Origin of the sequence: Luteitalea sp. (assembly GCF_044337415.1) — a bacterium.
Taxonomy (GTDB): domain Bacteria; phylum Acidobacteriota; class Vicinamibacteria; order Vicinamibacterales; family Vicinamibacteraceae; genus Luteitalea.
In genome coordinates this window covers 1-22,565 of record NZ_JBIINP010000006.1, presented here as the reverse complement: position 1 = coordinate 22,565, position 22,565 = coordinate 1, and the positions used below count along the sequence as shown (strand labels likewise).

The 22,565-nt window shown below is 70.7% G+C and carries 22 protein-coding genes and 5 tRNA genes; 25 read left to right on the top strand and 2 right to left on the bottom strand.

Translation table 11 applies throughout. From position 1 onward, the window contains the following. Positions 1–19: 19 nt before the first annotated feature. The gene (locus tag ACIRDX_RS02125) at positions 20–1,105 is read right to left on the bottom strand and encodes a glycosyltransferase family 9 protein (protein WP_396623746.1); all 1,086 of its coding nucleotides are present in this window, start codon (positions 1,103–1,105) and stop codon (positions 20–22) included. A gap of 35 nt (positions 1,106–1,140) precedes the next feature. Here ACIRDX_RS02125 and ACIRDX_RS02120 point away from each other — a divergent pair, with 35 nt between their 5' ends. The 17 genes from ACIRDX_RS02120 to ACIRDX_RS02040 all read left to right on the top strand — a co-directional run bounded on the left by ACIRDX_RS02120 (position 1,141) and on the right by ACIRDX_RS02040 (position 15,798). Then, positions 1,141–3,066, top strand: coding sequence for a tetratricopeptide repeat protein (locus tag ACIRDX_RS02120; RefSeq protein WP_396623745.1), 1,926 nt, complete (start codon positions 1,141–1,143; stop codon positions 3,064–3,066). Continuing rightward, on the top strand, positions 3,050–3,850 hold the full coding sequence (locus ACIRDX_RS02115) for a hypothetical protein (protein WP_396623744.1): 801 nt from the start codon (positions 3,050–3,052) through the stop codon (positions 3,848–3,850). Before ACIRDX_RS02120 ends, ACIRDX_RS02115 begins: the two co-directional genes overlap by 17 nt. Then, positions 3,840–4,694, top strand: coding sequence for a 4-(cytidine 5'-diphospho)-2-C-methyl-D-erythritol kinase (locus ACIRDX_RS02110; protein WP_396623743.1), 855 nt, complete (start codon positions 3,840–3,842; stop codon positions 4,692–4,694). Before ACIRDX_RS02115 ends, ACIRDX_RS02110 begins: the two co-directional genes overlap by 11 nt. Positions 4,695–4,796: 102 nt before the next feature. Further along, a tRNA-Gln gene (locus ACIRDX_RS02105) sits at positions 4,797–4,871 on the top strand. Between the two features lie 137 nt (positions 4,872–5,008). Beyond that, entirely contained in the window at positions 5,009–5,956 is a 948-nt protein-coding gene (locus ACIRDX_RS02100) for a ribose-phosphate diphosphokinase (protein WP_396623742.1), read from the top strand. A 70-nt stretch (positions 5,957–6,026) separates the two neighbouring features. After that, positions 6,027–6,659, top strand: a complete 633-nt coding sequence (locus ACIRDX_RS02095; protein ID WP_396623741.1) for a 50S ribosomal protein L25 — start codon at positions 6,027–6,029, stop codon at positions 6,657–6,659. Then, positions 6,656–7,228, top strand: a complete 573-nt coding sequence (pth, locus tag ACIRDX_RS02090; protein ID WP_396623740.1) for an aminoacyl-tRNA hydrolase — start codon at positions 6,656–6,658, stop codon at positions 7,226–7,228. Before ACIRDX_RS02095 ends, pth begins: the two co-directional genes overlap by 4 nt. An 84-nt stretch (positions 7,229–7,312) precedes the next feature. Next, entirely contained in the window at positions 7,313–7,756 is a 444-nt protein-coding gene (rpsF, locus tag ACIRDX_RS02085; protein WP_396623739.1) for a 30S ribosomal protein S6, read from the top strand. After that, on the top strand, positions 7,757–8,077 hold the full coding sequence (gene rpsR / locus ACIRDX_RS02080) for a 30S ribosomal protein S18 (RefSeq protein ID WP_370651361.1): 321 nt from the start codon (positions 7,757–7,759) through the stop codon (positions 8,075–8,077). It abuts the gene before it with no gap. A 14-nt stretch (positions 8,078–8,091) separates the two neighbouring features. Next, positions 8,092–8,565: a 50S ribosomal protein L9 gene (rplI, locus tag ACIRDX_RS02075; RefSeq protein ID WP_396623800.1), complete on the top strand. Its 474-nt coding sequence runs from the start codon at positions 8,092–8,094 to the stop codon at positions 8,563–8,565. A 148-nt stretch (positions 8,566–8,713) separates the two neighbouring features. Next, positions 8,714–10,057 (top strand): replicative DNA helicase, encoded by a 1,344-nt coding sequence (gene dnaB, locus ACIRDX_RS02070; RefSeq protein WP_396623738.1) that lies wholly within the window; start codon positions 8,714–8,716, stop codon positions 10,055–10,057. 1 nt (position 10,058) lies between these two features. Then, positions 10,059–11,204 (top strand): alanine racemase, encoded by a 1,146-nt coding sequence (gene alr / locus ACIRDX_RS02065; RefSeq protein ID WP_396623737.1) that lies wholly within the window; start codon positions 10,059–10,061, stop codon positions 11,202–11,204. A gap of 176 nt (positions 11,205–11,380) precedes the next feature. Then, a complete protein-coding gene (locus ACIRDX_RS02060) occupies positions 11,381–11,779 on the top strand; it encodes a four helix bundle protein (RefSeq protein ID WP_396623736.1) in 399 nt (132 codons plus the stop codon). Positions 11,780–11,850: 71 nt separating this feature from the next. Continuing rightward, positions 11,851–13,227, top strand: a complete 1,377-nt coding sequence (radA, locus tag ACIRDX_RS02055) for a DNA repair protein RadA (protein ID WP_396623735.1) — start codon at positions 11,851–11,853, stop codon at positions 13,225–13,227. A 99-nt stretch (positions 13,228–13,326) separates the two neighbouring features. Then, positions 13,327–14,421, top strand: coding sequence for a PIN/TRAM domain-containing protein (locus tag ACIRDX_RS02050; protein ID WP_396623734.1), 1,095 nt, complete (start codon positions 13,327–13,329; stop codon positions 14,419–14,421). 10 nt (positions 14,422–14,431) lie between these two features. After that, a complete protein-coding gene (locus ACIRDX_RS02045) occupies positions 14,432–15,169 on the top strand; it encodes a lysophospholipid acyltransferase family protein (protein ID WP_396623733.1) in 738 nt (245 codons plus the stop codon). Further along, positions 15,166–15,798, top strand: a complete 633-nt coding sequence (locus ACIRDX_RS02040; RefSeq protein WP_396623732.1) for a B3/4 domain-containing protein — start codon at positions 15,166–15,168, stop codon at positions 15,796–15,798. The genes ACIRDX_RS02045 and ACIRDX_RS02040 overlap by 4 nt, the downstream gene beginning before the upstream one ends. Before the next feature lie 55 nt (positions 15,799–15,853). Here ACIRDX_RS02040 and ACIRDX_RS02035 read toward each other — a convergent pair whose 3' ends face one another. After that, positions 15,854–17,905, bottom strand: coding sequence for a hypothetical protein (locus ACIRDX_RS02035; protein WP_396623731.1), 2,052 nt, complete (start codon positions 17,903–17,905; stop codon positions 15,854–15,856). Positions 17,906–17,941: 36 nt separating this feature from the next. On the opposite strand from ACIRDX_RS02035, the gene ispD reads away from it, so the two are divergent. The 8 genes from ispD to ACIRDX_RS01995 form a co-directional block, all read left to right on the top strand. Next, positions 17,942–19,111: a 2-C-methyl-D-erythritol 4-phosphate cytidylyltransferase gene (ispD, locus tag ACIRDX_RS02030; protein WP_396623730.1), complete on the top strand. Its 1,170-nt coding sequence runs from the start codon at positions 17,942–17,944 to the stop codon at positions 19,109–19,111. A gap of 57 nt (positions 19,112–19,168) precedes the next feature. Next, entirely contained in the window at positions 19,169–20,680 is a 1,512-nt protein-coding gene (gltX, locus tag ACIRDX_RS02025) for a glutamate--tRNA ligase (protein ID WP_396623729.1), read from the top strand. Between the two features lie 2 nt (positions 20,681–20,682). Then, on the top strand, positions 20,683–21,420 hold the full coding sequence (gene rlmB / locus ACIRDX_RS02020; RefSeq protein WP_396623728.1) for a 23S rRNA (guanosine(2251)-2'-O)-methyltransferase RlmB: 738 nt from the start codon (positions 20,683–20,685) through the stop codon (positions 21,418–21,420). A gap of 171 nt (positions 21,421–21,591) precedes the next feature. After that, positions 21,592–21,668: transfer RNA gene (locus tag ACIRDX_RS02015), tRNA-Thr, on the top strand. Between the two features lie 98 nt (positions 21,669–21,766). Next, a tRNA-Tyr gene (locus ACIRDX_RS02010) sits at positions 21,767–21,853 on the top strand. 227 nt (positions 21,854–22,080) lie between these two features. After that, a tRNA-Gly gene (locus tag ACIRDX_RS02005) sits at positions 22,081–22,155 on the top strand. Positions 22,156–22,236: 81 nt separating this feature from the next. Continuing rightward, positions 22,237–22,312, top strand: a tRNA-Thr gene (locus ACIRDX_RS02000). Positions 22,313–22,417: 105 nt separating this feature from the next. Further along, positions 22,418–22,565: GTP-binding protein (locus ACIRDX_RS01995; protein WP_396623799.1), on the top strand; the 148-nt coding region annotated here is incomplete at its 3' end.

Below are 22,565 nucleotides of genomic sequence, written 5' to 3'. Positions count from 1 at the left end.
GTCGTGCTCGACATCCTTCTCAGTCGGCTCGGTCCGGCGCCGCGGGCGCGAGCGCCCGTTCGGCGGCCTCGGCGACCGCGTCAACGGTGATGTGCGTCAGGCACCGGAAATCTCCCGGGGCGCAGACACGTTGTTCGCACGGTCGACAGGGCAAGTGCCCGACATCGACGGCCGCGCTGAAGAGTTGCGGGTCTCGCCACGGTGCGGATCGCACCGGCAGCGTCGGCCCGTACAGTCCCACGATGGGCGTCCTGGTGGTGGCAGCCACGTGCAGGGGCCCGCTGTCCCCGCCGATGTAGAGCGCCGCCCGGCCAATCAGGGCGTGCAACTCGTCCAACGACATGTCGCCACAGGTCCGCACGACCTCCGGCGAGGCAGGCCGGCGCTCCTGCACCAGACGGACCACGTCGGCGGCCGCAGCCGCTTCCGACGGTCCGGATGTCAGGATGATACGACGTTTGGGGGCTGACAAGGTCAGCCGAAGGACCAGTTCGGCAAAAGACGCGAGCGGCCACCGGCGAAAGGCGTTCCCCGCGCTCACGTGCATGACGATGAGCTGGTCGTCCGCCGTCAGGCCTTCTCCGGCCATCCATGAGGCGACCGTGGTGTCTGCCCCGGGGGCATGCACCATGGTCACCGGGTCGGTGTCGGGCGCGGGCGGCGGCAGGTCGGGCAGCAGGGCCGGCAGGATGTCCCACTGGTTCTCGACCGAGTGCCGGGCCCGGATCTCCCGAGGGCGCGGCACCACGTCCGTGTACATCCAGTGACGCCCCTGCACGTCGAAGCCGATGCGGCGCGGCGCCCGACTGAGCCACGTGAGGAGCGAGGCCCGGGGCCCGCCGTGGAGGTCCAGCACCACGTCGTAGCGCTGCCGGCGGAGCTGGCGACCGAGGGCCCAGTCGTCGCGGAGGCGGCGCCACCCGCGGCTCCGCGGTGCCAGGATCACCTCGTCCAGGCCGGGATGATGCCGGACCACCGGCGCTGCAGCCGGCTCGATCAGGTAGGTCAGGTGGGCGCCCGGCAGCGCACGGCGGACGGCGCCGATCACGGGCGTGGTGAACACCACGTCGCCGATGAGGCGCAACCGCACGAGAAGCACGCGCACGGCCGCGACTATAAACCCTGGGCGATAATCCCTCCATGCTCGCCATCACCCTGCTGGCCCTGACGCTGGCGGTCCAGCCCGGATCCGCGTCCGCGCCTGCGCCGCGCCCTTCGGCCCGCGCCGAGGCCTACCAGGCCTTTCTCGAGGCTCGCCGGCTCGAGGTCGCAGGTGATGCTGCCGGAGCCATCGCGGCCCTCGAGAAGGCCGCGACCCTGGATGCCTCGCCGGGCATCCTCACCGAACTCGCGCAGCTCTACGCGCGCAACGACCGTGTAGACGACGCCCGCCGGGCGGCAGAACGGGCGGTGGCCCTCGACGCCGACAACGCCGACGCCCACTGGATGCTCGGCATGCTCGCCGTGCCGGCGTCCGTGATGCAGGGCGACACGGCCGCGCCGCGCGACCGCGGCGCCATCACCACCGCCATCGGGCACCTCGAGAAGGCTGCCGCGGGGCGGGGGTACGACCTCAACGTGCCCGTGGTCCTGGGGCGTCTGTACCTCCAGGTGGATCGCCCTGCCGACGCCGCGCGCGTCCTCCGGGCGACCTGGGAACGCGAGAACGGCGCCATCGAGGCCGGCCTGCTCCTCGCTCAGGCGCTCGAGCGCACCGGGGAACTCGACGAGGGGCTGCGCGTGCTCGGCGAGGTGCTCGAGGTGGAGCCGCGGTTCTTCCGCGCCCGGTTGCAGCAGGCCGAGATGCTCGAGCGGGCACGGCGGTGGCGCGAAGCCGCCGACGCGTACGGGCTGGCCGCGCAGGAGAACCCGTCGGCCGTGGAACTGCGGTTGCGGCAGGCGACGGCGCTGCTCGGCGCCGACCAGCCGGCGGCGGCCCGCACCGTGCTCGAGCAGGTGATCGAGGCGCGTCCCACGGACCTGCAGGCGCGCTACCTGCTCGCCCAGACGCAGCGCGAGCTCGGCGATGCCGCGGCTGCCGAGCAGACCGCGCGGGCGTTGATGGCCATCGCCCCGGCCGACGTGCGCGGGCCCGTGATCCTCTCGCAGGTGTACGCCGATCGCGGCGAATACGCGAAGGTGGTCGAGGTGCTCACGCCGGTGGTCGAGAAGGGGGCGGTGGGCAATCCGCAGTCGGCGCTCGGCGTGACCATGCGGCTGGCCAGCGCGCACATGGCCCTCGGGCAGCAGGAGGCGGCCATCGCCATGCTCGAACGCGCCAGGGCGGCGCGTCCCGACGCGATGATCGACGCCTACCTGCTGCAGACGCTGGTGATGGGGCGTCGCTTCGATCGCGCCATCGCACTCGGCACCGAGATTCGCAAGGCCCGGCCCGGCGACCTGCAGGTGGGACGCCTGCTGGCTCAGGCCTACATCGGCGCCAAGCAGCCCGACCAGGCCGTGGCCATTCTCGAGGCGGAGCGCGCGCAGCGGCCCGACGATCCGTCCGTCACGCTGGCGCTCGCCACCACCCTCGCCGATGCGGGACGCGAATCACAGGCGATGGCGCTCCTCGACCAGGCCGAGTCTGCCTTCGGCACGCAGGTCATCTACTGGTTCCAGCGCGGCGCGATCCTCGAGCGGTTCGGCAAGCGTGCCGACGCCAAGGTCGCCTTCCGGAAGGCGCTGACGGTGGAGCCCGACCATGCCCCCACCTTGAACTACCTCGGCTACATGCTCGTGGAAGACGGCGGGCCGATGGATGAGGCGATTGCCCTCATCCGGCGCGCCCTCGAGGCGGACGCGGAGAACGGCTCGTACCTCGACAGCCTCGGCTGGGCCTACTTCAAGCAGGGCAAGCTGCCGGAAGCGCGGACGCATCTGGAGCGCGCGGCGGGCCTGTCGCGCACCAACTCCGTGATTCAGGATCACCTGGGCGACGTCCTCCTCGCCCTCGACGACAGGGCCGGGGCCGTGGCCGCGTGGGAGCGGGCCCTGGCCGGCGATGGGGAATCCATCGATCCCGCCGCCATCAAGGCCAAGATCGCCCGTGCGCGCAAGCCGTAAGGTCCTGGCCGCAGCAGTGCTGCTGCTCGGCCTGGTCGGGTGCGCCCCGAAGGTGCTGGTCGTCACGCCGGCGGGGGCCGGGACGGCCATGCCCGACCTGAAGGCGGCGCAGGCGATGGTCGACGCGGCCTGCACGGAACCCGTGGCCCTGACCGCGGACCTGCGACTGTCGGGCCGCATCGAGGGCGACCGCGTGCGGGGCACGCTGCAGGTCGGCGTGTCGGTCGACTCGGTCCGCCTCGAGGGCCTGGCGCCGTTCGGTGCGCCGGTGTTCGTGCTGGCAGGCCGCCCTGGGCAGGCCATCCTCCTGTTGCCGCGGGACCCGGCCGTGGCGCGGGGGGCGTCGCCAGCCGACCTGCTCGACGCCGTCGTCGGTGTGCCATTCGGCCCGGCGGACCTCCGGGCGCTCATCGCCGGCTGCGGATTCGCCGGGCGCACGGCTCGCGAGGCCGCAACATTTCCCGGCGGTTGGACGCGGGTCGCGGTCGAGGGCCCGCGCGTGATCTGGCTGCGGGCCGGAACCGGGGGCCGTCCCGTCGTCGTGGCGGCTTCCGACGGCACGTGGGAGGTGAGTTACACCCGCGCGGACGCCGGCTGGCCCACGGCCTTCCGGGTGCGCCGCGTCGCACAAGGACCCGACGGCACCGACGCGGCCTTCGCCGTCGATGCCCCCGAGGCGCTCGAGGCATTGCCTGCGGGCGCGCTCGACGTCGCCATCCCGGCGGCGGCCCGCGAAGTCACCGTCGCTGACCTGAGGAACTCGCGTGCCCTCCGTGAGCGCTGAGCCGGCCTGGGCGACCCTGGCGCCCGCCAAGATCAACCTGGACCTCCGCATGCGAGGGCTGCGGGCCGACGGCTATCACCTGCTGTCCACGGCGCTGCAATCGATCGGGCTGGCCGACCGGCTCGTCCTGCGGCGACGTCCTGGGGCGTTCAGCCTCGTCTGCGACGTGGGGGGCGTGCCAGTCGACCAGCGGAACCTCGCCTGGAAGGGCGCGGCGGCCATGGCGGCGGCGCTGGACTGGTCCCTCGATGGCTTCGAACTGCTGCTGGAGAAACGCGTGCCCGCCGAAGCCGGACTGGGCGGCGGCAGTGCCGATGCCGTCGCGGCGGCACGGCTGGTGGCGGCCGCGTCGGGGCGTGACCTGACCGCGGAGTTCCTGGCCGAGGTGGTGCGCCCCCTCGGTGCCGATGTCGCGTTCTTCGCCTGGGGCGGCGCCATGCGCGGCGAGGGAATCGGCGATCGCCTCACGGATCTGCCGGATCCGGAGCCGGGCCTGGTGCTGCTGGTGCGGCCGTCGTTCGGCGTCTCCACCCGCGAGGCCTATGCCTGGTACGACGCCGACCAGGTGGAAGGGGCGGGAGGCGACGCCTCGGCCAACGACCTGGAAGGCCCGGTGGCCAGGCGGCATCCCGCAATTGCCGCCATCGTCGGCCGGCTGCAGGCGGGCGGCGCCCGAATCGCGGCGATGTCGGGCAGCGGGTCGGCCTGCTTCGGGGTATTCGCGCCCGAGGCCGACGTATCGGCACTGGAGCGCGGCTGGCCAGCCGGCACACGCACCTGGCGGACGCACCTGCTGTCGCGCGCGGCCTACCGCGACGCCACACGGTGCGTGGCCGTGCCCTGACCGTCGCGTTTTGCCCTTCCTGCCCGGTTCGTGTAGGCTATCGGTTTGCGCACCTCGGCGGGCACGTGGCCGGGGAACGCCCGGCGCGTGTTTGGCCGACACTGGGGCGTCGCCAAGCGGTAAGGCACGGGACTTTGAATCCCGCATTCGAAGGTTCGAATCCTTCCGCCCCAGCCAATTCCCGCGGGGAATTGTCCGGCCGGAAGGCTTCTGGAGGACGGGGGCGACTCCGTCCGATGCGGCGGCACGACCCGGGGCAGGCGCCCGGGGCTGGTCGGGACGAAACGCAGGCAGCAGGACTTCGACGGACGGCGATGGCGCGATCGAACTTGAAGGTGTTCTCGGGAAGTGCCCACCCACAGCTCGCGCAGGAGATCGCCGAGTTCCTGTGCGTGGCGCCGGGGCAGGCCCGCCTGCAGCGGTTCCCCGACACCGAGGTCTCGTTCCAGATCGACGAGAACATCCGCGGCACGGACGTCTTCATCGTGCAGCCGACGTCGCGTCCGGTCGACGCGAACATCATGGAGTTGTGCGTGATGATCGACGCGTTCCGACGGTCGTCGGCGTCGCGCATCACGGCGGTGATTCCGTACTACGGGTACGCCCGGCAGGACCGCAAGGACAAGCCCCGCGTGCCGATCTCGGCCAAGCTGGTGGCCAACCTGCTCAGCGCCGCCGGGGCCAACCGCATCCTGACGATGGACCTGCACAAGGCCCAGATTCAGGGGTTCTTCGACATCCCGGTGGATCACCTGTTCGCCGCGCCGGTCATCATCGACTACCTGGCGCGTCAGAAGTTCCCGAACGTCACGGTGGTCTCCCCGGATGCGGGTGGTGCCGAACGGGCGCGCGCCTATGCCAAGCGCATCGGCGCCGACCTGGCCATCATCGACAAGCGCCGCAGCTCGGAGACGGGCGCCGCCGAGGTGATGAACGTGATTGGCGACGTCCGCGGCCGCACGTGCGTGCTGCAGGACGACATCATCGACACGGCCGGCACGATCGTGAAGGCCGCGCAGGCGCTGAAGGCCAACGGTGCCGAGCACATCATCGCGTGCGCCGTGCATGGTGTGTTGTCGGGGCCGGCGATCGAGCGGATCGAGCAGTCGCCGATCGAGAAGCTGGTGGTGACCAACACGATCCCGCAGAGCGAGGCGTGCGCCTCGTCGCGCAAGATCGAGTGCCTGTCGGTGGCCCGGCTGCTCGGGCAGGCCATCCGCAGCATCCACGAGGAGACCTCGGTGTCCTCGTTGTTCGTGTAGCAGTTCCACCAATGGTAGGTCCGCCTTCGCCGCTGTGCGGCTTCGGCGGGACTGAGAGTAGGAGACAGAGATGGATACGACCCTGCAAGCCGTCGTGCGCGAGTCGCGCGGCAAGAACGAAGCCCGCCGCCTCCGCGTCACCGGCCAGATTCCCGCCGTCGTCTACGGCGGCAGCCAGCCGCCGCAGGCGGTGGCCGTCAGCCCGAAGGAACTCTCGCGGCTCCTGCACTCGGAGGCCGGCCTCAACACCCTCATCGACCTCGCGCTCGAGGGCACGACGACCAAGGTCATCGTGAAGGACTTCCTGCTGCAGCCGGTGACCCAGCAGTTGATGCACGCGGACTTCTACCGTGTGAACCTCGACAAGAAGGTCCAGGTCAAGGTGTCGGTCCGCCTGCACGGCGAGCCGAAGGGCGTGAAGATCCAGGGGGGCGTGCTCGACTTCGTCCACCGCGAGATCGAGATCGAGAGCCTGCCGGCCGAGATCCCCGAGCACATCGACATCGACGTGACGGGCCTGATGATGGGCGACGGCGTGTACGTGCGCGATGTCGCGTCGGGCCAGAAGTGGACCTCCGTCAGCCCCGTGGACATGCTGCTGGTGCACGTGGTCGGCGCCCGCACGGGCAGCGACGACACGGCGGGAGCCGCCACGGCCGAGCCCGAGGTCGCCAAGAAGGGCAAGACCGACAAGGAGAAGTGAAGCTCGTCGTCGGTCTCGGCAATCCCGGCCCGAAGTACCGGGACACCCTGCACAACGTCGGCTTCATGACGATGGACGTGCTGGCGGCTCGGCATGGGGCGGCGTTCGAGAGCGCCCCGGCCGATGCGCTGACGGCACGGGTGCGGGGGGCTGGCGGCGGATGGCTGCTGGTCAAGCCGCTCACGTTCATGAACCGCAGTGGCGCCGCTGTCGGCGACCTGCTGCGGTTCTACAAGATTCCCGTCGAGGACCTGCTCGTGGTCGTCGACGAGGTGGCCTTGCCGGCAGGGCATCTGCGGGCGAGGCCGTCGGGATCGGCCGGGGGCCACAACGGCCTCAAGTCGATCATCGGCGTGCTCGGCACGGAGCAGTTTTCACGGCTCCGCATCGGGGTCGGGCGCGGGGATCCGCGTCGCGATCTCGCCGATCACGTCCTGTCGATGATTCCGCCGGACCTCCGTCCGGCCATCGACGAGGCGGTCGTGAGGGCCGCCGACGCCGTCGAGTGCTTCGCACGCGACGGCATCGAGAAGACCATGCAGGTCTTCAACGCGTCACCGCAGGTGTGACGTGTCCTCCTTGCCCGCCGGAGCCCGGCTCGCGCAGCGAGCCTGATGGGCGAAGGTGGGACGTTCAGGCCAGAAGGAGGCCGAATGGCAGCACAGAAGCAGTACGAACTCGTTTACATCGCCTCGCCCGAGGCGACCGAGGAGCAGCTCACCGAGCTGCAGTCCCTGGTCGAGGGCATCGTCACCAAGGCGAACGGCACCATCGACAAGGCGGACGTCTGGGGCCGCCGGCGCCTCGCGTACCAGATCGGGCGCCACAAGGAAGGGCACTACGTCGTCCTCCTCTTCAGCGCCGCGGGCGAGTCCGTCAAGGAACTCGATCGCCGACTGAAGGTCAACGACACGATCATCCGCCACCTCATCGTCCGTGTGGACGAGGAGCTCCAGAAGGCCGCCCGTGCCAAGGCGCGTCGCGACGCGGAGACCCGTCGTCGCCGCGTGGCGCGCGGACTCCCCCCGGAGCCCACGCCCGAGGAACTGATGGCCAAGCAGGCGGCACTCGAGAACCAGGACGACGCGGAGGTCTAGATGAGCACCGACAACCCGATGCAGGGCGATGATCGCGGCGGCCGTGGCGGCCGCAGTGGCGGGCCGCGCGGCGAGCGCAGCGGCGGCGGTGGCGGCGGGCGTCGCGGCGGTTTCCGTCGCAAGCGCGTCTGCAAGTTCCGCACGGAGAAGATCGATTACGTCGACTACAAGGACGTGCGTCTTCTCTCCCAGTTCGTTCCCGAGCGCGGCAAGATCCAGCCGCGCCGCCTGACCGGCACGAGCGCCAAGTACCAGCGCAAGCTGCAGGTCGCCATCAAGCGGGCGCGCTTCCTGGCGCTGCTCCCCTACGCGACGGACTGAGGAGCCAGACGATGATCGAAGTGATCCTGAAGGAACACGTCGAGCACCTCGGTGAGCGTGGCGACGTGGTGAGGGTGGCCCCGGGCTACGCGCGCAACTACCTGTTGCCGCGCAAGCTCGCCCTGGCGGTCACGGCGGGCAACAAGAAGCAGATCGAGCACGAGAAGAAGGTGGCGGCGGCCCGGCAGGCCGAGGAGCGCGCGGTGGCCCAGGCCCTCGCGACGCGCTTCGCGCAGACCGAGATCACGCTCACCCGTCGTGCCGGCGAGAACCAGCAGCTGTTCGGCTCGGTCACCTCGGCCGACATCGCCGAGGCGCTCGCAGCCCAGGGCTTCGAGGTGGATCGCCGCAAGATCCAGCTCCCCGACGCCATCAAGGCCGTTGGTGAGTACGCCGTGCCGGTCAAGCTCCATCGCGACGTCACCGCGCAGGTGAAGGTGCACGTCGCCGCCGAGGGCGGCGCCGACGCGCCCGCCGCAGGCGCCTAGTCGCCCTGCAGCCTCAGGGCTGCAGGACCGACACAGACGGCCCGTCACCCCCGTGGCGGGCCGTTTGTCGTCTGTGGCCGCGGGCCGGCCCGGCCGTCGCGAGAATCGGGTAGCCTTGTAGCCCGCTGCCCGTAGCCCTGCCCTACCCATGAACGAACGTACGCTGCCCCACAACCTGGACGCGGAGCGCTCCGTGCTCGGCGCCATCCTCCTGCGCAACGACGCGATCAACGCGGCCGTCGAGGTGGTGCTGCCCGAGGACTTCTACCGGGAGGCGCACCAGGTGCTGCTGGAGCACATGATCCAGCTGAGCGAGAAGGGCGCCGCGATCGACCTCGTGACGCTCTCGGAGTCGCTCGGGCGCAAGGACGAGCTCGAGAAGATCGGCGGGCCGGCCTACATCTCGCGCCTCGTCGACGGCGTGCCGCGCACCACCAACGTCGAGTACTACGCGCAGATCGTCAAGGAGAAGTCGACGCTGCGCCGGCTCATCAGCGAGGCCGGCAAGATCGCCTCCGACGCCTACGATGCCGACCGCGACGCGAGCGAGATCCTCGACGAGGCCGAGCGGGGCATCTTCAGCATCGCCGACGCGCGCATCGGCCAGGGGTTTCGCCCGCTGTCCAAGCTGGTCGACAGCGCGCTCGACACGGTCGAGAAGCTGCAGCAGTTCAAGAGCCTGGTCACCGGCGTGCCGACCGGCTTCTACGACCTCGATCGCAAGACGTCGGGCATGCAGCCGACCGACCTCGTGATCATCGCGGCGCGGCCCTCGATGGGCAAGACGTCCTTCGTCATCAACATGGCGCAGAACGCCGCCCTCGAGCATGGCAAGGTCGTCGGCGTGTTCAGCCTCGAGATGTCGGCCGAGCAGCTGTTCATGCGCATGCTCACCTCCGAGGCGCGCGTCGACTCGCAGCGGCTCCGCCAGGGCATGCTGCTCGAGCGCGACCTGCCCGCCATCGCCCAGGCCGCCGAGAAGCTGTCGATGGCCAGGATCTTCATCGACGACACGGCCTCCATCGGCGTCCTCGAGATGCGCGCCAAGGCCCGCCGGCTCAAGGCCGAGCACGGGCTCGACATGCTGGTCATCGACTACGTCCAGCTGATGCAGGGGCGCGGGCGCTTCGAGAACCGCCAGCAGGAACTCACGAGCATCTCGCGCTCGCTCAAGGCGCTGGCCAAGGAACTGCACGTGCCCGTGCTGATCCTGTCGCAGCTCTCCCGTGCGCCCGATGCTCGTGCCGATCACCGGCCGCAGCTCTCCGACCTCCGCGAGTCGGGCGCCCTCGAGCAGGACGCCGACGTCGTCATGTTCATCTACCGCGAGGACCGCTACAAGGGGCCCGAGGACGAGGACACGGGGGAGGCCGAGATCATCATCGCGAAGCAGCGCAACGGCCCGGTGGGCACGGTGAAGCTCGCGTTCATCTCCGACTACACGCGCTTCGAGAACCTCGAGCGCGGTGGCGACGTCCCGGACGACTACTGACGTGCGGCACACGGTGGCGCGCGTCCACGTCGACGCGCTGCGCGGCAACGTCCGGGCCATCCGCGGCCTCCTCGAGGAGGGGGCGCTCGCGTCGGGGCGTCGTGCCCCCGGCATCATCGCCGTCGTCAAGGCCAACGCCTATGGCCACGGCGCGGCCGACGTCGCGCGCGTGCTCGAGGCAGAAGGCGTCGCGATGCTGGCCTGCGCCGACGTGGACGAGGGCGTCGCCCTGCGCGAGGCCGGCATCGGTGCGCCCATCCTCGTGTTCGGCGCGCTCGGCATCTCCGACCTCGACGGCATCTTCTCGCACCGGCTCACGCCGACCATCTCCTCGCCCTGGGCGGGCCGCGCGCTGGCCGAGGCCGCAGCCGCCCGCGACACGGTGCTCGGCTGCCACGTGAAGATCGACACGGGCATGAACCGGCTCGGGCTGCGGCACGACAACCTGCGGCGCACCCTGCCCGACATCCTGCAGGCGCCGTCGCTGCGGGTCGACGCCCTCTACACGCACTTTGCCACCGCCGACGAGCCCGAGAGCGAGCACTTCGGCGTGCAGCAGCAGCACTTCTGGGAGGCTCGCGAGGCGGCCGCCGCTCTCGGCCTGCGCACCACCGTCGCCCATGCGGCCAACAGCGCGGCGCTGCTGCGCGACGAGCGCGTCTGGTTCGACTTCGTCCGCCCCGGCCTGCTCCTCTATGGCGTCGTCCCGCCGCCGCTGTCGACGACGCTGGCGCTCGAACCGGCGCTGTCGCTGCACTCGCGTGTCGTCGCGGTCAAGGGCGTGAGAGATGGGGAAGCGATTGGTTACGGCCAGTCCCATCGCGCCGATGGCCCCCGCACCGTCGCCGTCGTGCCCGCCGGCTACGCGGACGGCGTCGACTGGCGCCTCGGCAATCGCGGCGTCGTGCTCGTCCGCGGGCGTCGTGTGCCCATCGTCGGACGCGTGTCGATGGACATGCTGTCGGTCGACGTCACCGGCCTCGACGTCTCGCCGGGCGACGAGGTGGTGCTCCTCGGCCGCCAGGGCGACGAGCGCCTCGACGTCCGCGAGGTCGCCGCCACGATCGGCACGATTCCGTGGGAACTCCTGTGCCGCCTCGGCGCCCGCATCGAACGGGAGTACGGCAATTTGAAATTCGACATTTGAAATGCTCGGCGCCTTGCCCTTCGGGCTCCGGCGCGCGTAGTGTCGCGAAGGCGACGGGCCGGAGGCCCTCGCCCAGGAATTACGGATTTCCAATTTCGATTTGCCACCACAGTCGCAGTTTCTGCCATGGCGCCAGGCGACTGCCGCCAACTCCTTGCGTCTGCGGCCTGTACGGTGTGGCGTCGTTCGTGCACGTGCTGCCGGGCATGCGACGCGAGATTCACGAGCGGGCGTTTCGGCTGGCGTTACGTGTGGCACGGTTGCGGAGGGATCCGCCGTATGCCCGGATGGTGCGTGAGGTCGTCCTCCGTCAGATGATTCGGTCCGCTGCGTCCATCGGAGCGAACCTGGAAGAGGCGACGGCGGCGCAGTCGAGGGCCGACTTCGCCTCCAAGGTGGCCATCGCCACCAAGGAAGCTCGTGAGATGCAGTACTGGCTCCGACTCGGGCACGAGGCCGGCCTGCTGCGCGAAGAGGAGTGGCTGACGCTCGGCCCCGAAGCCCGAGAGGTGGCCCAGGTCGTCTCGGCCATCGCCCGCTCCGCGAGTCGACCGCCCGGTTCGAAGCTGTCGTGATGTTCGGGGGCGAAGGCGGCGCATGCCGCCGAGCCCTTGCCAATTCCGAATTTCGAATCTCAAATTGCCAGATGCGCGCACCCAAGACCGTCTTCGCCTGCACTTCCTGTGGCGCGCAATCGCCCAAGTGGCTCGGCCGCTGCCCTGACTGCGGGGCCTGGAACACCTTCGCGGAGGAAGCCGCGGCGCCCCCGATGCCGGCTGGCGGGGGCCGTCCGAGCCTCGGGGCCCCGGGGAGCCCGGCCCGGTTGTACGCCGACGTCGATATGGTGCAGGCCGAGCGCATCTCGTCGGGCATCGGCGAGTTCGATCGCGTCCTCGGCGGCGGCCTCGTGCCCGGGAGCCTGGTGCTGCTCGGCGGCGAGCCCGGCATCGGCAAGAGCACGTTGCTCCTGCAAGCGGCCGCACAGTTCGCGCAGTCGGTCGGCCCGGTGCTGTACTGCTCGGGCGAGGAGTCCGAGCACCAGATCAAGGGGCGAGGCGAACGCCTCGGCGTCGGCCGCGCGCCCCTGTACCTGCTCGCCGAGACGTGCACCGAGCACATCCTCGAGGAGGTCGATCGCCTCAAGCCCGCGCTGCTCATCGTGGACTCGATCCAGACCGTCTACTCGACCAAGCTCACGTCCGCGCCGGGGACGGTCGGGCAGATCCGCGAGACGGCGACACAGCTCCTGTTCACGGCCAAGGGGCGCAACCTGCCCACGGTCCTCGTGGGGCACGTCACCAAGGACGGCGGCCTGGCCGGGCCCAAGGTGCTCGAGCACGTGGTCGACACGGTGCTCTACTTCGAGGGCGAGCGGCACCATACCCATCGCGTCATCCGCGCCGTCAAGAACCGCTTCGGCGCGGTCAGCGAACTGGGCGTCTTCGAGATGACCGGGGCCGGCCTGATCCCGGTGCCCAACCCGTCGGCCCTGTTCCTGGCCGAGCGCCAGGTCGGGGCGCCGGGGTCTGCCGTGCTGTGCTGCATGGAGGGATCGCGGCCCATCCTCGTGGAGGTGCAGGCCCTGGTGTCGAGCGCGGTCTACGGCAGCGCCCGCCGGATGACCAACGGCGTCGACCAGCAGCGCCTCGCCCTGCTGCTGGCCGTCCTGGAGAAGCGCGCCGGGCTCAACCTGGCCGGCGAGGACGTCTTCGTCAACGTCGCCGGGGGCTTCACCGTGGACGAACGGGCCGCCGACCTGGGCATCGTGGCCGCCGTCGTCTCGAGCATCCGCAACCGGCCTGTCCGCTCCGGGACGGCCATCTTCGGCGAGGTCGGGCTGGCCGGCGAGGTTCGGGCCACGGGGCAGTCCCTGCTCCGGGTCAGGGAGGCCGCCCAGATGGGATTCACCCGGTGCGTGGTCCCCAGCGGCAACGTCGCGCCCGACGACGCCGGCCAGGGATGCGAGGTCGTGGGGGTGCGGACCGTGGCCGAGGCCCTTGACGAGGTGATCGGTTGGGATTGATGGGCGTATGATGTCGGGTGGCGTCGCGCGGCCGTCATTCGCCCGTTCATTCCCGCGCGCGTCCCTTGGCTCGCTGAGCATTCATTTTCGGGGTCGTGCATGACGTGGTTCGTGTTTGCCCGCGTGCTCTTCGTGGCCGCGGTCGCGTATTCGGCCTCGCTGGTCAGGCCGGTTCACGAGCTGGCCATCGTCAACGTCCTGTTCGGGGCGGGACTGGCCGGCCTCGTGGTCGTGTTCGAGACCCAGCTGCGCGACACGGCCGTGTCGTCGATGCTGGGCGCCGTCATGGGCGGCACCATCGGCCTGAGCATTGCCAAGACCATCACCACGACCCTGTTCTGGGCCGACACCCAGGACAGCCGCGTCGCCTTCCTGCACACGGTCACGCTGCTCGCGCTCACGTACCTCGGCCTCGTCGTCGGCGGCCGCAAGGGCGAGTGGCTCGAGCCCGCGCGCCTCATCAGCGTGTTCCGCGCCACGGCTCCGAAGAAGCACTTCAAGATCCTCGACACCAGCGTCATCATCGACGGCCGCATCGCCGACATCTGCGAGACCGGCTTCCTCGACGGCACGCTGGTGATTCCGCAATTCGTGCTGAAGGAGCTGCAGTTCGTCGCCGACTCCTCCGATCCGATGAAGCGCAACCGCGGACGCCGGGGCCTCGACATCCTGCAGAAGGTCCAGAAGATGACCAACCTCGACGTGGTCATCTCCGACGTCGACTTCCCGGACGTGAAGGAAGTCGACCTCAAGTTGATCGAACTCGCCCGCTCGCTCGAGGGGAAGATCGTCACCAACGACTTCAACCTCAACAAGGTCGCCGAGCTGCGCGGCGTGCACGTGCTCAACATCAACGAGCTGGCCAACTCGCTCAAGCCGGTGGTGCTGCCCGGCGAGTACATGAAGGTCTTCATCCTCAAGGAAGGCCGCGAGTACAACCAGGGCGTGGCGTACCTCGACGACGGCACGATGGTGGTGGTCGACAACGGCCGCAAGATGATCAGCAAGAACATCGATGTCGTCGTCACCAGCGTGCTGCAGACGACGGCGGGCAAGATGATCTTCGGTCGCTACATCGAGCCGGCTGGCGATCCCGCCCGCGTCGAGGGCGAGCCCAGCGGCGCCGTCCCCGCCGCACCGGCCGGTGCCCAGACGGCCTCGTTCCGTCGACCGCGCCCCATCCCGCAGACCTGATCACGGCCGGATGCGCGTGCCCCCCTACCACTGGTGGCGGACGGTCTTCTACCTGATCCCCGCCATCACGCTGTACACCATCGTGCTCGGCACGGTGTCGCTGTTGTCGGTCCTCGTGGACCGCAAGGGCCACCTCGCCCACGGCTGTGCGCGCGCCTGGGCCTGGCTGATCCTGAAGACCACCGGCGTCACCGTCGACATCGAGGGCCTCGACACGCTGCCGCGTGACCAGCCGTTCCTGTTCCTGTCCAACCACCAGAGCATCTACGACATCCCGGTGCTGTTCTGGCACCTGCCGTACCAGTTGCGCATCCTCGCCAAGGCCTCGCTCGGCCGCTTCCCGTTCCTGGGCTGGCACCTCAGTCGCACCGGGCATGTGCTCGTCGACCGCAGCAATCCCGGCAACTCGACGATGCTGCAGATCAAGGAACTGATGCGGCAGCGCGTGTCGCTGATCGTCTTTCCTGAGGGCACGCGCAGCGCCGACGGCACGGTGGCGCGCTTCCGCGGCGGCATCGTGATGCTGGCCATCGAGGCCGGCCTGCCCATCGTGCCCGTCGCGGTGGAGGGCACGCGTCACGTGATGCTCAAGGGGCGGCTGATGACCTGCCCCGGCCACGTGAAGGTGCGCGTGATGCCCATCGTGCCGACCGACGGCCGCCAGGTGAACGAGGCGCGCGCCCTTGCCGGCGTCGTGGAGCGCCAGGTGCGCGCCGGCGTCGAGGCCCTGCAGCAGGAGCGGGCGTGATCCTGCACGTGGACCCGGAGGTAGCCGACATCGTCGTGCCGGCCGTGATCGTGCGACGCGGCGTGACCGTGCACGCGCACGACCCCAGGCTCGACGCTCCACTCGCTGCCGCGGCCGACGCGCTGCGCGCGGCATCCGGGCTCGAGGAGCCGTTGGCCGCGACACGCGCGATGTACAAGCGCATGGGTGTCGATCCCACCAAGACGCGGCCGTCAAGCGAGGCCCTCCTGCGTCGCGTGCGCAAGGGGGATCCGCTGCCCCGCGTCAACGGGATGGTCGATCTCGTCAACTGGTGCTCGGTCGAGACCCAGGTGTCGTTCGGCCTGTACGATCTCGGCGCCGTCGAGCCGCCCGTCATGCTGCGCCTCGGCCGTGCGGGCGAGGGCTACGACGGCATCAGGAAGGACCGCGTGAACGTCGAGGGGCGCCTGACCCTCGTCGATGCGCGAGGGCCCTTCGGTAACCCGACCTCCGACTCGGCGCGGACCATGACCACGCCAGACACGCGCGACGTGCTGGTCGTGCTCTACGTGCCTGCCGTGATGCCGCGCCCGCTCGCCGAGCGCGCCCTGGCGCTCACCCGCGAACGCCTCGCCGCCTACGCCGGCGGCGACGAAGAGTTGGCGTAGGACCGGCGGTTCGGAGTTGCCCGCGTTCGCGGGCGTCGACCGTCCGGTCGACGCATCAGTATCCGAAATGGAACATCAGCGCTGTGGCCCTGAAGACGCCAAGGCCGGCCAGGCCGAGCGCCAGCAGCGTGGCGCCGACCAGTGCCGAGGCGACGCGTGAGGGCAGCGCGGGCGCGGTGCGGACGCGTTCCAGGCCCGCACCCACCAGGAGCGCGGCGGGCGCGGTGAGCGGCAGGATGTGGCGGGGCGTCCAGTGCACGACCATGTCGGCCCTCGGCGCGAGGTTCACCGCCACCCACGCCGCGAGTCCGAGGGCCACGCCCACGCCGCACACCGTCACGGCCATCGCCGTGCAGGACGCGCGACCGCCGCGACCTGCCCGCAGCTCCTGCCACGCCGCGCGCATCCACGCGACCGCACCCCATGCGGGCACCAGTACCAGGAGGAGCGAGGCGAGCGCGTACACACCCCACACGCGGCTGCCAGGGAAGGGACCGGCCCCGAGCGAGCCGAACCGCGCCCAGAACGGCTCGAAGACCATCACGCGCATCTGGGTCCAGAACTCGGCCGTCCACGGCATCGGGCCAGGCACCGGCACGAAACCGCCCGCCTCGAGGATGGCCTTCTTGAAGGCGAAGGCCTGCGGGTCGCCGAACACCAGCCAGGCGCGCAGGTGCACCCAGGCGGCCGTGGCCGCGATGCCGACGCCGACCACCAGCACCGGCCGCAGTGCGGCGCCGAGGATGCGGGCCGCCTGATCGGGGAGCGGGGCTGCCGGATCGAACCGCTCGCGGTTGGCCGCATCGAGCACGCAGGCGAGTACGGCCATCGGCGCCAGGAACACCGCCGTCGCCTTCACGGCGTATGCCGCGCCGATGAGCGCGCCGGTGGCCAGCAGCCAGCCCGTGTCTGCGCGGCCTCGTGCCAGTCGCACGATGGCGAGCGTGGCCAGTGCTGCGAGGAGCGTCGCCGGCGGATCGGTCGAGACGGCGCCCATCACGGCGTCCCACTGCGGCATCAGCGCCAGCCCGCCGGCGACGGTGGCCACCACGAGCCCATCGTCGGTCACCGTCCGCAGGAGTCGCGCGATGGCGACTGCGGTCGCCACGGCCATCAGGCACGAGAGCAGGCGGAGCGTGCGCAAGGCCTGGTGGCCGGTCGGGGGCACCGGAGGGCCCGCATGGTGGAAGATCGTCGGCTCCGTACCGTTGGGGCGGATGCGCGAGCGCGGGTTTTCGGCGAGCGCCGGCGCCGGTGCATCGAGCCCGGACGCCTTGAGGACGCCTGCCGCGCCGAGGTAGTACAGCGGGTGCTGCACCCACTCGTACGACGAGGGGCGCCACTGATCGCCAGCGGCGGGCACGGTGTGAGGCAACGTGCCCGTGGTGGCGACGTACCGGGCGTACTGCAGGTGCGCCAACTCGTCGGGCGGCTCGAACGGCGGCACGACGAGCATGTACGTGAGCGCCGTGGCGCCGACCATGGTCGCCGCGGCCAGCGTGGCCCATCGAGGCGAGCCGGTGTCGCTCGGCAGGCCGAGCGCACGCGCGATCCAGGCGGCGGCCAGGAGGCCCGTCGCGACCAGCGTGATCACCAGGCTCGTCACGGTCGCCCATGCCTGGCCAGGTGCGCCCGCGTCGAACGCGCAGGCGAAGGCGCCCAGTGGCGACGCCGGCCCCTCCCACGTCAGGGGGCGTGCGGAGCGCAGGGTGAGCAACCCGGTGTCCGTACGCAGCCGGACGATGAGCGGGGCCCGCCAGGGAAGCGTGAGGTCGCCGAGCGGCAGCACCAGGGGCGGGCCCGCCGTGGCCGGGGCGGTGGCACTGCCGGCGCGGCGCGCGGAGCCGTCGGGCATGGCGACGAAGAACTCGGCATCGACCTGCGTCGCGGTGCTCGCGGTGGCGTGCAGATGCAGGGCGGTCACCTCGCAGGCCGGCACGAAGAGGGCCACGTCGCGTGGCGTGGTGTCGAAGGCCGGTGTGCCCGATGTCCAGGCGACGCGCCCACGCGGATCCACCCCGGCGAGTGCGCCGAGGGTGGCGCCGGCCGCGGCAAGGAGCACCCCGACGAGTGCCAGGGCCAGCAGAGGGCGTGCCGCGTCCCGCATGGCGGTGTACCTTACCACTCGCATGGAGCGTGGCCGGTGATCGTCGACGTCGTGGTGGCCGCGGGGGGGCAGGGGCGCCGCCTGGGCGGCGCCGTGGCCAAGCAGTGGCTCACGCTCGGCGACCGCACGATCTTCGAGCGCAGCATCGCGGCCTGCGCGGCGTCGCCACGCGTCCGCGGCGTGGTCGCCGTGGTGCCCGAGGCCGACCTCGACGACGCACGGGTGCTTGCCCGATCGGCGGCCGGGGCCAAGCTGATCGCCGTCGTGGCCGGTGGCGCCAGGCGGCAGGATTCGGTCGCCGCCGGCCTCTCGGCCGTGCCCGCCGACGCCGACGTGGTGCTCGTGCACGATGCGGCGCGACCCTTCGTCACCGACGCCGTCATCGGCCGCGTGATCGACGCCACGGCAGGAACGGGTGTCGCCATCGCTGCCGCGCGCGTGCACGACACCGTGAAGCACGTCTCGATCGACGGCGACACGCGCTGGATCGACGGCACGATCCCGCGCGACGATCTCGCGCTGGCGCAGACGCCGCAGGGCTTTCGTCGCGACGTCCTCGACGCGCTGTTGCCCGCGATGACCTCGCCGGTCGAGGTCACCGACGAAGCCTCGCTCGCCGAACGACTCGGCCACCGAGTGCAGGTCGTGGAGGGCCACCCCGACAACGTGAAGATCACCACCGAAGAGGATCTCGCGCGCGCCCGCCGCGCGCTCGGCGCTGGGGCATCCAGCAGCGCCACGCGCATCGGCATCGGCTACGACTCGCATCGGTTTGCCGAGGGGCGCCGCCTGGTGATCGGCGGCGTGCACGTGCCCGATGCGCGCGGGCTCGCGGGCCACTCCGACGGCGATGCCGTGTGCCACGCCGTGACCGACGCCGTCCTCGGCGCCGCCAATCTCGGCGACGTCGGCGGGCTGTTCCCCGACACCGACCCGGCGTTCAAGGATGCCGACAGCCTGGCCCTGCTGCGCGACGCGTTCGCGCGCGTCCAGGCTGCGGGCTGGCGGCTCGGCAATCTCGACCTCGTGGTGATCTGTCACCGCCCGAAGATCGGCCGCATCGCCGAGGCGCTCCGCGCGTCACTTGCCGGGGCGCTCGCGACGACGCCCGATTGCATCAGCGTGAAGGGCAAGACCCCCGAAGGCACGTCAGCGCTGGAGGACGCATTGATCGTCCACGCGGTGGCGCTCCTGGTGACAGAGTGAAGGCCGACTGAGCTCGAGTACCGAGTGACCCCGTACCCGGTACCCGATAATGTCCTGATGCGCGTCCGCTTCGCCCCGAGCCCGACCGGGCATCTCCACGTCGGCAACGCCCGCACGGCGCTCTTCAACTGGCTGCTCGCGCGCGGCCAGGGCGGCACGTTCGTCCTGCGCCTCGAGGACACCGACGATGTGCGATCCAACGTGGCGTCGGCCGACGGCATCGTCGAGGATCTGCGCTGGCTCGGACTGACCTGGGACGAGGGGCCCGATGTGGGCGGTGCGTTCGGGCCCTACCGGCAGACCGAACGGCTCGGGCATTACCGCGCGCATGCGGAGCGGTTGATGGCCGGCGGCCACGCGTACCACTGCTTCTGTTCGCCGGCCGATCTGGAGGCACAGCGTGAGGTGGCACTGCGCGAAGGCCGCACGCCGCAGTACGCCGGGACGTGTCGCGACATCGATCCGGCATCCGCACGCGCACGTGTCGAAGGCGGTGAACCCGCCGCCATTCGCTTCCGCGTGCCGCCGAGGGACGCCGTCACGTTCACCGACCTCGTGCGCGGGCCGATCACGACCGACATCGCGATGATTGGTGACTTCGTGCTGATTCGCCAGAACGGGGTGCCGGCCTACAACTTCGCGGTCGTCGTGGACGACCTCGAGATGGCGATCACGCTGGTCGTGCGGGGCGAGGATCACGTGCCGAACACGCCGCGGCAGTGCCTGCTCTACGATGCCCTCGGCGCCGCGCCTCCGCAGTTTGCGCACCTCTCGCTGGTGCTCGGGCCGGACCATGCCCCGCTGTCGAAGCGGCACGGCGCGTCGAGTGTCGGCGAGTTCCGGGCGCGCGGCATCCTGCCGGAAGCGCTGGTCAACTACCTGGCGCTGCTCGGGTGGTCACCGGGGCAGGGTGAGGAACTGCTGCCGGCAGCCGAGCTCGCGCGTCGCTTCCGCGTGGAGGACGTCACCAGGAGCGCCGGCGTGTTCGATCCCGACAAGCTCGCCTGGATGAACCGTCACTACGTGAAGACCGCCGACCCGGCTCGCATCGCGACGCTGTTGGTGCCGCACCTCCGCGATGCGGGATTGCTGGCTGCCGACGCCTCCGGCGGGGGCGACCTGGCGCCGTTCCTGCTCGCCTGCGTGCCGCTCGTGGCCGGTACGGTCGACACGCTTGCCGACGCGCCCGAGCGGCTGCGGCCGGTGTTCGAGACACCGCGGCCGTCGGCGACGGTCGAGCACCTGGCTGGCGAGGCGGCCGAGGCGGCCGAGGCCGGGCGGCAGGTGGTGGTGGCCTTCGCGCAGGAGCTGAGCGGGAGGCCTCGCCTCACGCGCGAGACGTTCCGTGAGGCGGCGCAGCAGGTTCGGCAGCGGACCGGCCAGAAGGGACGAGCGCTGTTTCACCCGATCCGGCTCGCCCTGACCGGGGCCGACAGCGGCCCGGAACTCGACCTCCTGGTGCCGGCCATCGAGGCTGGGGCCCAGGCGCCCGGCCACGTCGGGCTCGCGCCGATCGTCGGCTGCCGTGAACGGGCGGCCATCTGCGCTGCGGCGCTGGTGGGGGCCTGACCGTGGCGCCAATCGTGATTGTCGGGGTGCACCCGGTGCGCGAGGCGCTCAAGGCCGGTGGCGTGCGCGAGGTGCGGGTGGGGCCGCGCACCGACGCCCGCGTGAGCGAGATCGTCAGGCTGGCGGAAGTGCGCGGCGTGCCCGTTCGTCGTGTCGAGGTGGCCGAACTGGACCGGCTCGCGGACGGCGAACGGCATCAGGGTGTGTTGGCGACGCTCGGCGATGCCCCGCGTCGGTGGACGCTCGAGCAGGTGGTGGCGCAGGACCCGTCGCCGCTGGTCGTGGTGCTCGACGGCGTCGAGGATCCGCACAACGTGGGCGCGATTCTCAGGACGGCTGATGCCGTGGGAGCCTCGGGCGTGGTGCGGCAGGAGCGACATGCGGCCGCGCTGGGCCCCGCCGCGGCCCGGGCGTCGGCCGGGGCGCTGGCGCATGTCCGCATCGTGGACGTCGTCAACGTCGTCCGGGCGATCGAGACGCTCAAGGGACTCGGGGTGTGGGTCGTGGGCCTGGACGCCGAGGGGGCGCAGCCGTACGACCGGATCGACTTCCGGCCACCGACGGCCCTGGTGGTGGGCGCCGAGGGTGAGGGGCTGCGGCGCCTGGTTCGGGATCACTGCGACTTCATCGCGGCCCTGCCCATGCGCGGGCACGTGAGCAGCCTGAACGTGTCGGTGGCGACCGGCGTGGTGCTGTACGAAGCGCTCCGCCAGCGGTCCACCACGTCCAGCGAGCCGTGAGCGAGCCTCGGGCCGCGTCTGCTCGGGTGAGCCTTGGCCTTTGCGCCGAGAGCCTGCTAGTATTGTGGGTTGCCGGGAGCGGAGTGGCCGCGCGGGACCGCACGGGCACGGCGCCCCGGCGCTGGCTTGTGAGGACTCGGACGCGTGTGCTACACTCTCCTCCTTTGTCCGGCTGGCGTAGCTCAGTCCGGTAGAGCAGCTGATTTGTAATCAGCCGGTCGGGGGTTCAAATCCCTTCGCCAGCTCCAAGCAGTTGAGCAGGGAAACGGTCGCACCTGGTGTGTCCGCGGGCGCGCGAGTGCCCGAATCCGAGTCTCAGGCGGGTCGTTGACCCGGACAGTCGTTCGGCGAGGTTGCGGAGCGGTCAAACGCAGCAGACTGTAAATCTGTCGGCCTAGCGCCTTCGGAGGTTCGAATCCTCCCCTCGCCACCAGCCTTCGGCAGGCAAGCCCGCCAGGGCGGCGACGCAGGTCGAGCGACGTGTTGGATCGGGGTGACCCGGGTGTGTGGTGCAGGATGGGCGAGGGCAGGCATCGGGCCACCTTCGCTGGCAGGACGGATGGTCGTGGTGGTTCGGAGGCAAGGGTGGGTGCAGGCCCATCTGGAGTGAAGCGGATTCGGGCTTGGGTGGGCGTGCCCGCCGAAGCGCGAGGCGCGAAGGCGGGAGTAACTCAGTGGTAGAGTCACAGCCTTCCAAGCTGTTGGTCGCGGGTTCGATCCCCGTCTCCCGCTCCAGTCTTCGCCACCCCGCAGTGAACGTTCGGCGGCCTCGACCACGTCGGCCGAAGCTGCGAACGAAGTGAGCGTGTAGCGAAGGCCGATGTAGCTCAGTTGGCAGAGCGCGTCCTTGGTAAGGACGAGGTCACCGGTTCAATCCCGGTCATCGGCTCCACCTTCGCCTTTCCCGCCGGCGCCTTCGGTTCCGGTGGGCAGTAGTGCGCGGGTGTTCGTGCTGGGCTCAGTAACGAAGGCGTAGTCGCACAGAGAGCGTACAGGCATGGCCAAAGAGAAGTTCGACCGTTCGAAGCCGCACGTCAACATCGGGACGATCGGCCACATCGACCACGGCAAGACGACGACCACCGCGGCGATCACCAAGGTGCTGCACAAGCACAACCCGAAGGTGTCGTTCCGGTCGTTCGACT